This is a genomic window from Aerococcus sp. BD502, assembly GCF_057919555.1.
The window spans coordinates 1,045,900-1,061,542 of record NZ_CP147972.1 but is presented as its reverse complement, the minus strand read 5'-3'; the positions used below and the strand labels follow the sequence as shown (position 1 = coordinate 1,061,542).

At 49.9% G+C, this 15,643-nt stretch carries 15 protein-coding genes; 9 read left to right on the top strand and 6 right to left on the bottom strand.

What is annotated here, in order from left to right; genetic code table 11:
* The 9 genes from WF803_RS04900 (at position 1) to WF803_RS04860 (ending at position 10,652) form a co-directional block, all read left to right on the top strand.
* Positions 1 to 1,644 (top strand): CbiQ family ECF transporter T component, encoded by a 1,644-nt coding sequence (locus WF803_RS04900; RefSeq protein WP_489610433.1) that lies wholly within the window; start codon positions 1 to 3, stop codon positions 1,642 to 1,644.
* A complete protein-coding gene (locus WF803_RS04895; RefSeq protein ID WP_489610432.1) occupies positions 1,625 to 2,488 on the top strand; it encodes an energy-coupling factor ABC transporter ATP-binding protein in 864 nt (287 codons plus the stop codon). Before WF803_RS04900 ends, WF803_RS04895 begins: the two co-directional genes overlap by 20 nt.
* Complete coding sequence (locus WF803_RS04890) at positions 2,481 to 3,221, top strand: energy-coupling factor ABC transporter ATP-binding protein (RefSeq protein WP_489610431.1); 741 nt, start codon at positions 2,481 to 2,483, stop codon at positions 3,219 to 3,221. Before WF803_RS04895 ends, WF803_RS04890 begins: the two co-directional genes overlap by 8 nt.
* A 732-nt stretch (positions 3,222 to 3,953) precedes the next feature.
* The gene (locus tag WF803_RS04885) at positions 3,954 to 5,384 is read left to right on the top strand and encodes an ISLre2 family transposase (RefSeq protein WP_489610430.1); all 1,431 of its coding nucleotides are present in this window, start codon (positions 3,954 to 3,956) and stop codon (positions 5,382 to 5,384) included.
* A gap of 413 nt (positions 5,385 to 5,797) precedes the next feature.
* Positions 5,798 to 6,613 carry a diadenylate cyclase CdaA gene (gene cdaA / locus WF803_RS04880; protein WP_489610429.1) on the top strand — a complete coding sequence of 272 codons (816 nt, stop codon included), beginning with the start codon at positions 5,798 to 5,800 and terminating at the stop codon, positions 6,611 to 6,613.
* On the top strand, positions 6,606 to 7,661 hold the full coding sequence (locus WF803_RS04875; protein WP_489610428.1) for a CdaR family protein: 1,056 nt from the start codon (positions 6,606 to 6,608) through the stop codon (positions 7,659 to 7,661). The genes cdaA and WF803_RS04875 overlap by 8 nt, the downstream gene beginning before the upstream one ends.
* Positions 7,662 to 7,715: 54 nt before the next feature.
* Complete coding sequence (gene glmM, locus WF803_RS04870) at positions 7,716 to 9,080, top strand: phosphoglucosamine mutase (protein ID WP_489610427.1); 1,365 nt, start codon at positions 7,716 to 7,718, stop codon at positions 9,078 to 9,080.
* Between the two features lie 181 nt (positions 9,081 to 9,261).
* Positions 9,262 to 9,789, top strand: a complete 528-nt coding sequence (locus WF803_RS04865) for a DUF1836 domain-containing protein (protein ID WP_489610426.1) — start codon at positions 9,262 to 9,264, stop codon at positions 9,787 to 9,789.
* Positions 9,786 to 10,652: a DegV family protein gene (locus WF803_RS04860; RefSeq protein ID WP_489610425.1), complete on the top strand. Its 867-nt coding sequence runs from the start codon at positions 9,786 to 9,788 to the stop codon at positions 10,650 to 10,652. The genes WF803_RS04865 and WF803_RS04860 overlap by 4 nt, the downstream gene beginning before the upstream one ends.
* Before the next feature lie 23 nt (positions 10,653 to 10,675).
* On the opposite strand, the gene WF803_RS04855 is transcribed toward WF803_RS04860, so the two are convergent.
* The 6 genes from WF803_RS04855 to WF803_RS04830 form a co-directional block, all read right to left on the bottom strand.
* The gene (locus WF803_RS04855) at positions 10,676 to 12,364 is read right to left on the bottom strand and encodes an IS1182 family transposase (RefSeq protein ID WP_489610424.1); all 1,689 of its coding nucleotides are present in this window, start codon (positions 12,362 to 12,364) and stop codon (positions 10,676 to 10,678) included.
* Positions 12,365 to 12,517: 153 nt separating this feature from the next.
* On the bottom strand, positions 12,518 to 12,667 hold the full coding sequence (locus WF803_RS04850; protein ID WP_489610423.1) for a hypothetical protein: 150 nt from the start codon (positions 12,665 to 12,667) through the stop codon (positions 12,518 to 12,520).
* Positions 12,668 to 12,916: 249 nt separating this feature from the next.
* A complete protein-coding gene (locus tag WF803_RS04845; protein ID WP_489610422.1) occupies positions 12,917 to 14,413 on the bottom strand; it encodes a DUF1846 domain-containing protein in 1,497 nt (498 codons plus the stop codon).
* Positions 14,414 to 14,620: 207 nt separating this feature from the next.
* On the bottom strand, positions 14,621 to 14,788 hold the full coding sequence (locus WF803_RS04840) for a hypothetical protein (protein WP_489610421.1): 168 nt from the start codon (positions 14,786 to 14,788) through the stop codon (positions 14,621 to 14,623).
* An 82-nt stretch (positions 14,789 to 14,870) separates the two neighbouring features.
* The gene (locus WF803_RS04835) at positions 14,871 to 15,197 is read right to left on the bottom strand and encodes a hypothetical protein (protein WP_489610420.1); all 327 of its coding nucleotides are present in this window, start codon (positions 15,195 to 15,197) and stop codon (positions 14,871 to 14,873) included.
* Between the two features lie 12 nt (positions 15,198 to 15,209).
* Entirely contained in the window at positions 15,210 to 15,617 is a 408-nt protein-coding gene (locus WF803_RS04830; protein WP_489610419.1) for a helix-turn-helix transcriptional regulator, read from the bottom strand.
* Positions 15,618 to 15,643: the final 26 nt, after the last annotated feature.

Genomic DNA, 15,643 nt, shown 5'->3' with positions numbered 1-15,643 from the left:
GTGAGAAAGATCAAAGCGGATTTCACCCCCCTCACGATTCTCTTAATTCCGATTGCGGTCGCCATTAACTTTTTAGCGGGTACCTTAGCCTTTAACTTAAAGCTACCTATTTATATGGATATGATTGGTACCTTCATTGTCAGTTTCCTGGGCGGACCTTGGATTGGAGCCTTAACCGGTGTTTTAAGTATTGCCTTAAACTCGATTAATGACCCCATGCTTTTTCCTTATACCCTGGTCAGTGGCCTTTTGGGTTTTTTGGTCGGCGTTATGACGCAGTGGGGCTGGTTTAAGAATGCTTGGCGCACCATCCTGAGTTCCCTCCTCATTGCGGCTGTGGCGGCTGGCGTCTCCATCCTTATTACCGTCGGCTTCTTCGGGGGTTTTACGGCTTCAGGCGTCGCCGGCTTAAAGGCAGTCTTAATGGAAGCATTTGGCTTTAGCTTCTGGGGGGCGCAAATTACGGGCGGAATCCTTTCTGAAATTCCTGATAAATTAATTTCCCTCCTGATTACTTACTCCATCGTCAAGAGTATCTCCGCTCGCTACGTGATTAAATATCCGAGCGGCAGAATTTTCGCTGACAAGGCCGAGGTGAAATTACCAGGCAGCCTCAGGGAAAAAGTGGCGGCAGCGCAAAGCCAAGAAGCCCAAGGAAAAGCGCGCGGGCGGACAGCGCCTGGCCAAGGGAAAGTCCAAGCAGGCCGGTCGAAGCGTGAGGCTTTGAGCGCCCTCTTAGGCTTTAAGTCGGGGCTTGGCCCCGTGCGGACGAGTCAGGCCACTCAACCGATCACCACGCCGGAAGCGACGGGGGTCATGCGGGAAGCCGGCGGGGACGCTCCCGTCTTAGGGCAAATGTCCGATGCAGAGATTCTCGCCTACCTGCAACCAGAAAAGCACGGGCTGGAGGCTTTAAGCCCCCTGACCTGGGTGGCCTTTACCCTGGTGGGGGTGGTGGGGAGCATCCTTTTCGACGGGCGCTTTATTTTGCCCTTCGTCCTTGTGACCTTACTCCTCGCCCTCAATACTTCCCACAGGCAACGTTTCTTCAAGCGTTGGCTGAAAACAGCCGTGCTTTTAGCGATCGTCATTGCCTTCTTCCAAGTGCTCGTCATTCATAGCGGCGAGGAACTCTGGCGGCTGGGCTTCTTCAGTGTGACGACAGATGGTGTCCAGCGAGCCTGGCACTTTGGCTTGCGCATTCTGGGGATTTTTACCCCCGTGCTCTTGGCCATAGAGGTCGTGGACGCGAACGACCTGCTTTTAACCCTGGAGCAAAAAGGCGTCTCTCCCTTGGCCAGTTATGTCATTTTATCGAGCTTAAACATGATTCCTGAGATGGGAGAGCGTTTGAAGGTGATTACCGATGCGCAAAAGTCCCGCGCTATTGAAACCGAAGGCAGCCTTTGGACGCGCTTTAAGGCTTTTGTGCCGGTTTTAACCCCAGTGATTTTAAGTGCCATTGTGGGCATTGAGGAGCGGGCGATGACCTTAGACGTGCGCGGCTTTGAAGCAGCTTGCCCAAAAACAGCCCTGAAGGATGTCAGTGATAGTAAAGGGCAAGTTTGGCTTCGGCGCCTGTTTTATCTGGTGATGCTTCTGATGTTAGTAGGGAGGGTATGGTATGGCTTACATAACGCTTAGGGACGTGTCTTTCACCCACGAATTGGCGAAGGAAGCAACCTTAAAAAATTTGACTTTCAGCTTGGAAAAAGGCAAAATCTACGGTCTGATTGGGGCTAATGGGAGTGGGAAAACCACTCTCTGCAACGCCTTACGCGGCTTTATCCCCCACTACTTCCCTGGCGACTTGTCGGGGGAGATCACTTTAGACGGCCAGCCCCTAAAAGCTTATACGTCAGGGGAATTGGCGCAAAAAGTTGGCTACATTTTCCAGAATCCTTTCAGCCAAATTTCTGGAGCGAAGCGGACGGTGTTTGAGGAAGTGGCTTACGGCTTGGAAAATATTGGTGTGGCGCGTTCCGAAATGTTCCAGCGCGTGCGGAAAGCATTAAGCGCCACGAACACGGAAGCCTATGCCTTCCGCGATCCTTTCGCCTTATCAGGGGGCCAGCAGCAGCGGGTGGCTTTTGCGAGCGTTTTGGTGATGGATACGGAATGCTTGATTATCGATGAGCCCACCTCGCAATTGGATCCGGCTAGCAGTGAGGAAGTGTTCGCAATTATGGCCGACTTAAAGGCCTCAGGCAAGACGATTCTTCTCGTCGAACAGAAAATGGACGCCATTGCCCGTCTGGCGGACGAACTATTAGTTATGCGGGACGGGGAACTCTTGGTACAGGGTGCCCCCAAGGAAGTTTTCAGTGCTGAGTGGCTGCCTGAACTGGGCGTGGAATGGCCGGAAGTGGTGCAGCTGAGGGAAGCTTGCCGTGAGGCAGGCTTAGCGGTCGACCCCGAGGCCATTACGCCAGACCAGCTCGACAAAAGCCTCAGTCAGATTTTAGAAAAGGAGGCTGGCCATGCTTAAACTCGCTCACGTCAGTTACCACTACCCTAACGGTTTTTTGGCCGTGGACAATTTAACTTTAACCGTCCAAAAAGGAGAAAGTGTCGCCTTAATTGGGCAAAATGGGGCGGGAAAAACAACGACGGCGAAATTATTGAACGGCCTATTGAAGCCCACGGCGGGAGAGGTTTATATTAATGACCAAAACACCAAGGACTATACCACAGCCGAAATGGCGAAAACAGTCGGTTATGTCTTCCAAAATCCCGACGACCAGCTTTTTAACAGCACGGTCTACGAAGAATTAGCCTATACCTTGCGAAAAAATCAACTGACCGATGACGTGCCCGCCGAAGTTGCACGCTGGGCGGAACTTTGCGGCATTCAAGGGGAATTGGCCATGAATCCTTACGACCTGCCCCTCTCCGTGCGTAAATTTGTCGCCATCGCTGCGGTCTTAACCATTGACCCGGAAGTCGTTATCATGGACGAGCCCACCGCCGGCCAAGACCACCACGGCCTTGACGAACTAGCTGGCATTGTCCAAGCCCTGAAAGCCATGGGCAAAACGATTATCACCATCACCCATGATATGGCCTTCGTCGAAAAGGCCTGCGAGCGCATCGTCGTCATGGCTAATCGCCAAATCCGAGGCGAAGGCAGCGCTGAAAGCATCTTCACGAACACCGAACTCATGCAAGTCGCCCAGCTTAAAGCGCCAATCCGATACCGGCTCGCCCGCCATCTACATTAATGATGCAAGAAAGCGTGAATTTAACCTTCACGCTTTTTTCTTATCAAAACTTCCCTCCTGGTTCAAAACACCACTGCCTGCCAGCAAAGAAAACATTTAATAAGCAATATTTCCGCTACGGGATCCACAGACAGGCCTTAGCCTTGCGCTGGCTTCCGTGCAAGCTCTAGTCATTCCGTTAAAAAATAAGCCTCTCAGCCAAACTTGGGGTAAAGAAATAACCGCTCATGGGCTTGTCAACTCACCGCTCCCTCTCCTCGGCGCTCCCTTCCTTAGTCCAGGTCGACCAGGCAGGCTGGACTTCCACTTCACTCAATGGAGAACCTGATTTTAGACCAGAACCTTCCTATAGTTGAACTCACCACCTGTCTCTGCACTTGCGTTACTTTTGCGAATGAACCTGGCTAAAGCCAGAACCACTCGCAAAAGTCAACTCAGTGGAGACTTCGGTGGGTTCGTATCCTGGAGTTGCGCTCAGGTGGGACAGCAAGGCTCCACTTCTTCAAGCTGTTAGAGACCACGCTGCGCCGTCTCTGCACAGCTTGACTCCAGTGGTCCTGCTGTTCTGGCTTCGCCTCCTTTAGTCCAGGTCGACCAGGCAGGCTGGACTTCCACTTCACTCAATGGAGAACCTTGCTAAAGCAAGAACCTCCATTGAGTTCCAGTGTTTCCTTAGTGTAAAATTATGCTCGGTAAGACTTGAAAAATAAAAAAAGGACATCTATCTTTAAGTTGATCAAAAAAAAGAAAGAAGATGTCCTCATGAATGATATTATCACAGATATTCTAAAAAAGACGGAAAATTGCTCATCTTTAGGTGACTTTGAAGATCTTGTTTATCCGATATTAAGCAATTTTTGCTGTGAATGTCTTGCAGCGGTTTTCACTCAACTTGATCAGCAATTAATTCAAAGATACCAAGCCGAAGGCTGGAAAATTGCTCGCTATGAACCACGCACACTATGTTTTATGTTTGGTGCCGTCACTTTTAGACGCTGTCGGATGAAAAAAGAAGGTCACTCTAGCTTTCTTCCCCTAGATTTGTGTTTAGGCCTAGAAGCAAGAAGTCATCTTTCTTCTCAGGTCAAAGAAAAAATTGCCCAGCTTTGTACGAAGCAAACTTTTCGTGCGACTGCAGAAGCCTTCAATGCTTTAATGCCTTTTAGTATTTCGCATCAGACCGCACATCATATTGTTCAAGAAATTGGGCAAAAAATTTTAAGCTTTGAGAATAAAAAAGCAGAAGAGAAGGAACTGGCTTACTCTCAAAAACGATCCGTTCCTTTTCTGTACATTGAAGGGGATGGGGTTTTAATCACTAAGAAGAAGAAAAAAGGGAAAAGGACAAAACATCTTCAACTACACCGTGTGACTCTCTATGAAGGCGTCGATCGATCCACTTCGCGGCATCAACTTATTCAAGCTCATTATTTTTCTTCTGTTCAATCTAGTGCAGCCCTTCGAGAAAAAGTTAGCCGATTTCTTAACTCCTACTATGATTTACATCAAACGATTGTGATTTCTAATTCGGATGGTGGCAGTGGTTATACGGAGGAAGATTTTAACGAGATGATTGGGGTATGCCTTCGGCATGAACATTTCTGCGATAAATTTCATGTCATTCAAAAAATCAGAACGCGCCTATTTTTTGATCATAAAATACGTCAATTCGTCATTAAAAAAGTGAAAGCTTATGATTTTGAAGGGATTCAAGTTGCTTTGGAGACATGTGAAAGTCGCTGGCAACATCAACAGGAATTTTTGGCTGAAATTGAAGCTCTAAGAGCTTATCTTCAACGGAATTGGTTACTCATTAAACCAGCAGAGCAGCGAGGCTTACCGAACCATTTTTCCGGTGGCGTTTGTGAAGCAGGCCATCGGCTTTATACTTATCGCATGAAAAAGCAAGGACGAAATTGGACCCGTCAAGGCGCAGCAGCGATGGCTGCTATGATCACCGCTCAATCTAATCATTGTTTTGAAGAAGCTGTTCGATCAGATATTGAAGCTAATACAAGCCCATTTATACCCGAATATCCAGGGCTTGTTAGGGCAATACTATGTCACAGGCCGCAACAAAGTTCTTGTGGTGCCCATCAGGGCACGATTCCAAGTGAAGTGTCAAGCAGTATGGTCGGGAAATTATACCATACATTTTGTTAGCTACTTCGCCAAAAGACACGGAGTGCGTGCTAAAGACCTGCGTTAGCAGTGTTAGCAGGCCGTCCGTATATCTGGCTCTCGGAGTGCTGATAGGGTGAGCGTAGCGAGGCCTATCCAACGACATAGAGCCAGAATAGGACGGTCAGGCGTAAGCTTCTATGAAGCGTAAGCCGGTGCCACTGCTTTTCAACGCAGCGTCCTTTAGCACAAAAACGAAGTGACTTTTGAATAATTAGATACGAGATAGAGTTCTTGACGCTTGACCGAGCATTGCTTGACACTAACCCAGTGTTTCCGCCTGCTGTTCTGGTCTCCCTTCCTATGATATAATATAAGCATGTTTTGTTTTGTTTGGGGGTTTTGCTATGGGTGTGCTGTTTGGTGCGCTGTCAGGTTTGTTATCCTGGCGCAATGTGTTTAATGTGCTGGATATTTTGCTGGTGTGGTTTTTATTGTTCCAGCTTTTGAAAATTATTCGCCACACGAAGGCAGTTAATATTTTAAGCGGACTTTTTGTCTTTATTTTAGTGAAAATTTCTTCGTCTTTACTCGGTTTGGAGACGATCGACTGGTTGATGAACAACATTATCCAGTGGGCGGTGATCGGGATGATCATCATCTTCCAACCGGAAATTCGGCGGGCTTTGGAGCATTTGGGCCAGCGGCTGTTTCAATCGAAGCAGCGGATGGGGGCTCAAGACCCAGTGGTGGCCATGGTGGACGCCATTGTGCAGGCGTCAAATTACATGGCCAAGCGGCGGATTGGCGCCTTGATTTCCCTGGAAAAGCAGCAGACCTTAAATGAATTTGTGCGCACGGGGATCAAGATTGACGCAGCGGTGTCTCAGGAGCTACTGATTAATATTTTCATTCCCAATACGCCCCTCCATGATGGGGCAGTAATTATTCAAGAAGGCCGGGTGGCGTCAGCGACGAGTTTTCTGCCCTTGTCCGAAAATCCAAGTATCCCCAAAAATCTGGGGACCCGGCACCGGGCGGCAGTGGGCTTGAGTGAGGTGAGTGATGCCTTGACGGTGATTGTGTCCGAAGAAACGGGCAATATTTCTGTCACTTATGAAGGGCAAATTAAGCAAGCCTTGAGTCCGGACGCCTTGCGCCAAATTCTCTTGCGCCACTTCCAGCCTGAAGGCGACGTTGAGGGCCACAGTCGCGGCCTGCCCAGCTGGCTTGCGCGCTTTTTCACGACGAAGGAGGATGGCGATGAATAAATTATTCGAGAACCGGGTGGCGATGGCGCTGGTGGCTTTGGCTTTGGCCCTCTTACTCTTTGTATTTGTGAAGGCGGAGCGCTACAATGATAATCCGGTGACCTTTTTCAAAAATGTGAGTGAAAATACGACAGAGACCGTGTCCAATGTACCGGTTCATATCAAAGGCAATGTCGATGACTACTATATTACGGGCTTGCCAGACACGGTGAGCGTGCAATTATCGGGGCCGGCCAATTTAATCCAGCAAACTCTGGAAAGTGAACAGTTAAAAGTGGTCACCGAGGATTTGAGTCAATTAGGCGAAGGCCAGCATTATGTGCGACTAGAAGTAGGAAGTTTGAATTCCGATTTGAAAGCCTCCGTCCAACCCTCCAGCGTAAACATTACGATTTCTACCTTGGAGTCGGCGACTTTCCCCGTGGAAGCCCACGTCGACCAGAGTCAGGTGCCGGCGGGCTATGCCTTGGGGGCAATTCGGGTGAAGCCAGAACGCGTGACCTTGCAAGGCTCGGCAAGGGTGTTGGAACAAGTGGCGCGGGTGGGCGTCAATGTGCGTTTGCCGGAAGAAGCCAGCGGTACCTATGAGGTGGACGCCACGGTATTGATCACCAACAGCAGCGGCCAGATTCTCGATGTGAATGCGGATCCGCAGCGAGTCAAGGTGAGCGTGGACGTGGCACCCGAGGAGAACACCGTGCCCATTCGTCTGGATCCTAAAAATGAGGATCCAAACTTCTCCTACCACTTTGAATTATTATCGGGGAAGAATGCGACCCTAAAAGGCCCGCTCGAGCGCCTCAATGATATTCGCGCCCTGACTGTCCCTATCGATGTGAGTGGGATTGAAGGGGAAGATACCCTGACCCTGCCCCTGCCCCTTCCAGATGGGATTCGGGAAGCCTTACCGGAGGAAATTACGGTGCGGGTGAACGCGACGAAAAAGAAAAAGCAACAAAATCAGGAAGAAGAGAAGCGCTCTGAGCCGAAGGACTTGGACGTGGACCAACCGAAGAAGAAAGATAGCAAGCAGAAAAAAGCGGCCTAAGTTTAGGCCTTGGTGGCCAGTTCTGTAACTGGCCGGCGAAAAGGAGTTTGAAACATGCGACATTATTTTGGTACTGATGGCGTTCGCGGGGTAGCGAACAAGGAATTGAGTCCGGAATTAGCCTTCCAATTAGGGCGTTATGGCGGTGCAGTCCTCTTGCGCCATGCGGGGGAAAGCGAGGAAAAGCCCCGTGTATTAGTGGGCCGGGATCCGCGTATTTCAGGCCCGCTTCTAGAGCATGCCCTGGTCGCCGGCTTGCTGTCGATTGGCATGGATGTTTACCAATTGGGCATCGTGCCCACCCCGGCGGTCGCTTACTTGACCAAAACGACTGGAGCCACAGCGGGGGTAATGATTTCGGCCAGCCATAATCCGGTAGAAGACAATGGCATTAAATTCTTCGCCAACGATGGCTTTAAACTCTCCGACGAACAAGAAATGGAAATCGAAGCCCTTATTGCAGCTGAAACCGACGACTTGCCGCGGCCGAGTGCTGCCAACTTGGGCACTGCCCATGAGTACTTGGAAGGCATTAGTAAGTACCTGGAATTTCTCGAAAGTACCGTGCCGGGCGACTTTGCGGGCTTAAAAATTGGTATCGATGCGGCTAATGGGGCGACAGCACCGATCGTTAACCGCCTCTTTGCGGACTTCAACTGCGAATTTGTCACCATGGCGACGCAAACGGACGGCCTCTCCATTAATAAAGGCGTTGGCTCGACCCACTTAGATGCCTTGGCTAAAATGGTGGTGGAGAAGGGCTTGGATTGTGGCGTGGCTTTTGACGGAGATGGCGATCGCTGCCTGGCCGTGGACGAATTGGGCCGGACGGTGGACGGCGACCACATCATGCTGCTCTTGGCTAAGAAAATGAAGGAATGCGGAAAATTGGCGGATGACACGGTAGTGGCCACGGTCATGAGTAATTTAGGCTTTCGCCATGCTTTAAAGGCTTTGGACCTAAAAGGAGTCACGACTCAGGTGGGCGACCGCTATGTCGTGCAGGAAATGCGGGCTAAGGGCTACAATTTGGGCGGCGAGCAATCCGGCCACATTATTCTCTTCGACCACAACACCACGGGGGACGGGCTGTTGACCGCTGTGCAACTCCTTGCCATTTTAAAGGAAAGCGGGCAGAAATTCTCTGAACTGGTGGATGAGATCATGACGACCTACCCGCAAGTTCTCGTGAATGTCCAAACCACCCCCACGGGCAAGGCTCAAGCCCTTAAGCAAGCCGAGGTCAAAGCAGCTATTGCCAAGGCGGAGGAAGAGCTGGGAGCGGACGGCCGTATCCTCGTCCGGCCGAGCGGCACGGAACCCCTCTTGCGGGTGATGGTGGAAGCCAGTACCCCAGAAGAAGCCCAAGAAAAAGCCACTGCCATCGCCCAAGTCATCCAAGACCGCTTCGGCGCTTAATGTTAAGAACAACGCTTGGGCAATTCATTTCAAGAACAATACTTCGGCAGTTACTTTCAAGAACAAGGCTAATTTCAAACAAAAAGCTTGCCTCTAGGCAGGCTTTTTTTCTTAGGCAACTTGACAGCGGACCTAGGGATGTGTATTATCTAGTTACAATAACGAGTTATTAGGAGGCCTTATGACCATTCACTTACCGGACTTAAAACATTTCCGCTGCCCGCGCTTTCGGGACTTGCCCGCAAAGCCTTGCTTCAACCAAGAAGCGGTCCACTTTGTGACCCAGGCGCTCGCGCCCTTGGACTTGGCAGCTGACTTAACGACAACGATGGTACAAAATTACGTGAAATGGGGTTTTTTAGAGCGACCCCAGGGCCGGAAGTACGAGCGCACGCACGTGGCCTACTTACTGGTGATCACGGTGTACAAGGCGGTCTTGCCCTTGGCGGAAGTGAAGCGGGGCGTGGACTTGCAACTGGGCGTGATGACGCTGCCCGAAGCCTACGACACCTTCGCTGGGGCTTTGGACTTGGCTTTAACGCGGGTCTTTCACAACCTTTTTGACGGAAAATCAGCCGCTCACTTGCCCGCCCTCACCCTACCGAAAGAGCAACTCGGCGTGAGTGCCGTGGCGGAAGCCTTTGCCTTTCGCCTCTTAGGACGCTATATTTTACAGGAAAATGGCCTTGCCCAAAAGGAGAGACAATGAAAAAACTAGCCATTGTGACCGATACGTCCGCCAATTTAGCCTTCGACCAGGCCAAAAAAGTCGGCCTCGCCCTCATCCCCTATTCAGTGCGGATGGGTGGGGTGGTCTACCAGGACATGGTGGAATTGGATTCCCGCACCTTCTACGAGCAAATGACGAACCACGACGACCTGTCCACGGGCACCCCGCCCCTAACGACGGTGAGTGACGCCCTCGAAAAACTTCACGCCCAGGGCTACACGGACGCCCTCTGCCTGACGTCCGCGCCCCAATTGACGGGCATGGCGGGCCTTTACCACGCCATGGAAAAAGCCGGGGACTGCCCCTTGAAACTCCACCCCTACCCGACCCGTCAAGTCGGCCCTGCTGTCGGCTTAATGGCCATGCGAGCGGCTCAGTGGCGCGATCAGGGCTGCCCGGTGGAAGATATTCTAAAAAAACTGCCGGCCTTGGATCAGGCCAGCGACACCTTCGCCCTCTTTCGGACCTTGAGCTACGTGCGCCAGGGCGGGCGTTTGGGCCACTACCGGAATATTTTAGGGAATATTTTAAATATTCAGCCGGTCCTCACCATCAATCAAGCTGGCCGCATCGAATTGCTCAGCAAAAAGCGGGGGAAGAAGCGGAGCTTTCAGGCCCTTTTAGACACGTTAGAGGGCAGGTTAAAGGATATTGGCCCCTACTGGCTCAGTATTTTCTCTGGCTACAATGATTTGGAGCGGGAAAGCTTGAAAGAAGCCCTCGCCCCGGCGATTGAGCGGGCTGACTTTTACCTGGAGCGGGAGCTGACTCCCGTGCTGGGCGTGCATGCGGGCCCCGGTGCGATTGGGGCCGCCCTCTTGCCTTTGGAACCGAAACTTTAGGACGGCTGAACTCCTCTTGCAGATTAAAAAGGGGCTGGGAAATAAGTCGCCCTAAATAATAAAAAATGCATTGAAGTTATCCATATTTGGATTCCTTCAGTGCATTTTTTACTTTTAGAGAAATGATTACGAAGAGCTTCTGCTCTTCGCCGAGCTTTAAGGGCTAATTTCGTTAAATTCATGCTCATCAGCATCATTCCGATATCATTATACACGCTTTGTTTGCCTCTCACATGTGTTCTGCGCATACCAAAGACACCTTTCATCCGTCCGAAAACGGTCTCTATGTCAATTTTACGTTGCGCATAGATTTCTTTTCCAGGTGTGCTTTCTAAATTCTCTTTTGCTTGGTGCTTAAAATATTCCCAATTAAGATTGACCGCCGTCTGGCGCTGACGTCCTGTCGGAGTTTTCGCAAGCTCATTTAAACGCTCATCCATTTGTTCAGTATCGGCTTGATAGACTTTAAACTGTCTTTGGAAACCTTTTTTATCTTTTCGCGTACGATAATATGAAAAACTAAAATGAACGCCATCTAAATCCGTATAGGAATCTTCAGCCGCATGATAGTGCCAGTTCTCACGATGCTTGGATTGGTTTCGATATTTTTTACTTTGTTCTTTATGATACATTCCGTAAGGAATCAAAGGGACTTTCTCAAAGTCATCGATAATCGCCATATAATTCTCTTCACTCCCATAACCCGCATCCGCAACAATATATTGGAACAGATCAAGCGTTGGGATTGTTTTTAAAAACGGAATGAGGGTGCGCGTATCGGTAGGGTTCGGGAAAATATCAAAGTCAATAATATATTGATGACTTGAAGCAACTTGGAGATTATAGCCAGGCTTTAACTCCCGATTTTTCATGGGATCTTCTTTCATACACATAAAGGTGGCATCGGGGTCCGTTTTTGAAAAACTGTTTCTGCCATTAAATCGTGCGTTTGCTTCCTCGTATTTCTGTTTTCGGGGTAAGAAATCCTTCATACATCGATTCCGGTGCTTTTTAAGCGTGCGACGACGTCGCTTGTGTCGAGAACCTCCTTTAGGAATGGTCGTCTCATTTTCAATTTTGCTTTCAACCTCTTCGATTGCTTCATCAAGACACGCAATAATTTTTTCAATCCCATCAGAAGTCGTTAATTCTTCTTCGGTCAAGGCGATATCGACATTCGTTTGAATAAGTTCCTCATATAAACTCGAAACATTTTCATTGAGCTTCGCTTCATAGCGTTCAATCGCTCTTCGCCAAGTAAAACTATAGATGTTCGCATCCGCTTGAATTTTTGTCCCATCGATAAATAAAGCCTCTGGGTGGATTAAACCATTGTCCCTCAGCAGCATGGTGAAAAGGATAAAAGCATACTTGATCAAGTTCGAGGCATGTTCGCTTGAACGAAAGTTATTGATCGTCTTGTAGCAAACTGGGGTATCGCCCGTTAGCCATTTCATCGGAATAGATTCTTCATTCATTCGTTCAATTTTTCGACCTGAAAACGTTGATCGACTATAGGCAAATAAACACATCTTTAATAGCATTGCTGGATGAAAAGCAGGACGTCCCGTATGAGAAGTGTCTTCCAGAATAATTTCCGTAGGAATCGAGTCGACAAATCGGCTGATCAGCCGAGCTTCATGGTCCTCAGGAATCGTAAAATCTAATTTTAGTGTTAAAGCTGTTTCCATTGTGGTATAATTTTGATACAAAGCGAGTTCCTCCTTCGGTTTGCTTACCTTTTATTATAAGGCTTGGAACTCGCTTTGTCTTTATAAAATATCAAAACGCATCAATTTATTTTCGAAATAAATTGATGCGTTTTTTATATTCTGAGACTGAGTTTTTTCCCAGCCCCTTTTTCTTTAGCCATCAAATTCCGAATCCGATAATGTTCGGTAGGCCTGCCAGTGCTTCTGCAGGTGCTTGTCACATTCCTGGTCCACGCCGTCGATTTTTTCGGGCGCATAGAGCACATACTGGCAGTGCCCGTCCTCGTCATCGACAATGGCCACCTCGTCGTACTCCGCCGCCAGGTCAAACAGCCGCCTCGGGTCACATAGCGCCTCCTTAAGCGTCAGCTGGGGCACACTTGGCTTCACCATCACCACACCTCATTTCAAAAATTCGGCTTGTCATATCTGCCTCAAATATACCATAAGCCTAGGAAAAAACAGGCTCAGCCACAAAATATTTACGGAGAATTAATAAAGGGGGAAGGGTGAGGGCTTGAAGTGGAGCGTCAACGTCCATCTGCCAAGCCTTTAATTCCTTTCCGGATAGTGGGGTTCCTGGGTGATGTTGATGCCGAGTTGTTTGAGGGTTTGCTGGTTTTGCTTGGAGAGGATGACGGTGGAATGGGCTTCGGCGTTAGCGAGTTGGGAGAGGCAGTGGTAGGCCAGTTTAGCTGTGGGATTGGTGAGGGCACTGATGGACAGGGCAATCATCAATTCGTCTAGGGACAGCGTGCTGGCTTTTTTATGGAGCTGCTGGAGCTTGAGATCCTGGATGGCCTCTAAGACCATGGGGGCGAGGAGGTCGATCTGGTCGCCAACGCCGGCCAAGGTTTTTAAGGCATTCATCAAAGCTGCCGAGGAGGCGTCCATCAAGTCGCTGGTGCGACCGGTCACCTGTTGGCCGTCTGGTAATTCGATGGCCAAAACGGCTTGCCGGCTGTCATCCTGGTAGCGTTCCTTGAGGCTGGCCTCGTAAGTATGGGCGACGTTAACAACCGCGCGATCGGTAGGCCTCAACCCACTCTCCTCCATTAAGAGGTGCATGCGGGCGCGGGCGTCGTCATTGAGGCTGCCTTCTTTATAGTCGACTTCCACGTCGAAGAAGCGGCGGATAATCTCCTGCTGGGCAGCGGCGCGAACGAGCTTGTCGTCCGTGATACCGGCTTTGACGCAGTTGACGCCCATATCGGTTGGGGACTGATAGGGGCAGGGTTCGCCAGTGATGGTGCTTAAAATCCGTCGAATGACCGGGAACATCTGCACGTCGCGATTGTAATTGATGGCGAGCTTGTTGTAGGCCTCGTAGTGGTAGGAGTCGATGACGTTAGCATCCTGGATGTCCACGGTGGCCGCCTCATAGGCCACATTCACCGGGTGTTTGAGGGGCAAATTCCACACCGGAAAAGTCTCAAACTTCGCATAGCCTGCTAAAATGCCCTGCTCGTGCTCGTGGTAGAGCTGGCTGAGGCAGGTGGCGAGTTTCCCCGAGCCCGCTCCCGGGCCGGTCACAATGACAATGGGCTGCTCGGTTTCAATGTAGGCATTCTTCGCAAAGCCTTGCTCGCCAAAGAGCACCTCCACGTCCGTCGGGTAGCCTGGAATTTTACCGTGCGTATACACAGCGACCCCCATGCGTTCCAACTTGTTTTTGAAAATCAGGGCGGCCTTCTGCCCCTCGTAGCGTGTCAAAAGCACCGAATTGACGCGAATCCCACGGTCGGCATATTCCCCCAGCAGCCGCAAGACCTCTTGATCGTAAGTAATCCCGTAGTCGCTGCGCATTTTATTTTGCTCAATGTCACCGGCGAAAACGCAAATGATCAATTCCGACTTGTCCTTAATTTTACTGAGGAGCTTGAGCTTGATGTCCTCGTCAAAGCCTGGTAGCACACGTTTCGCATGCTTATCCCCTAGCAATTTCCCGCCGAATTCCACATAAAGCTTGTCCTTGCCTGCCACCCGCTCAAAAATTTTGGCGGACTGTTCCTTGAGGTAAATTTCATTATCAAAACCAATGCCTGGCATTCCGATTCCCCCTAATCATCTCATATCAACTTATTATACCGTGTTCTGGGGGGAATGACAAAAGCAACCTCGCGCCCTTTTTCCCCTGAAAACCAGTAAAAAAGGACTTTTAGCGCCAGCTAAATTTTTTATTAAATCACTGATGCCGGCTAGCGGGCGAGGAACGTCACCGCTTAAAATGTGAAGGAAACCTCTCGCTGCTGGCCGCTACCCCAGCTCCACTTCAAAGTCCATTTTCAACTCCCTCGCGTGTTCGCTAGTTTGTTCGCTCAAAAAAAGCCTTTGTACCCGCCCTAGGGCGAAAGGACACTTTTTGACGCTTTCCCTTTTTTTAAAAGCTTGATTTGACGGGCTTTTGCTAAAAATATTGGCCAAGTGCCCTTTTGCCGGGCTGTTCGATTTGATCGAACAAGAATTAAAAAGAGGCGCCTCTTTGCAGGGAGAGGCGCCAGAAGGCTTAGGCAAACAAAGTGATGATGGCTACGATGCCGGCGATGGTTATGAGCAATAAGCAGAGGCTGGCTATTTTTTTCGAGCGGGCTTCGGCTTGGGCCTCAGCTTGGGCGAGGTCACGACGAGGATGGCGGCGCCGATACATGAAGTAAAGCAGGAGGCCGCCGCTCCCTTGACCGCTAGCAGCGAAGGCTCCCCAGAGTTTGGGACGTTTGAGGCCGCGCGCCTTGGCATCGAATTTAACGAGCTGGTAAATTTGGTAGGCACAGGTCAGGCCGGCAACCAAGAGCATGGCCAAGCAGGCGAGGCGAATGAGTAGAGTCGAATCCATGGCGAAAACCTCCTAAAAATTCTGGATCAATTGGTAAAGCAACAGGCCCGAGGTCACGACCATCAGGCAGAAAATGCCCACTAAGTAGTAAGAATTGGCAGGGATAAAAGCCTGTAGAGCCAAGAGTAAGGCCACCAAGATAAAATGCAAGACGATGGCCCAGATGAGTTGCCTGTTGACTTTAACGGTGTTGGTGCTATCTTCTAAGTGTTTCATTAATGCGTCGTCTCCCTTCAGCAAAACGTCCAAACTGACGCCGTACAGGTCGCTCAACGCTACCACACTCATGATGTCTGGGTAAAATTTACCAGTTTCCCAATTGGAGACCGTCTGCCGCGACACATGAATCGCTGCCGCCACGTCAGCCTGCGTGAGGTTGGTTTGCTTTCTGGCCTCCCGCAGTTGTTCTGAAATTTCCATTGGCTCCTCCTTTCAGCCTTAGACTA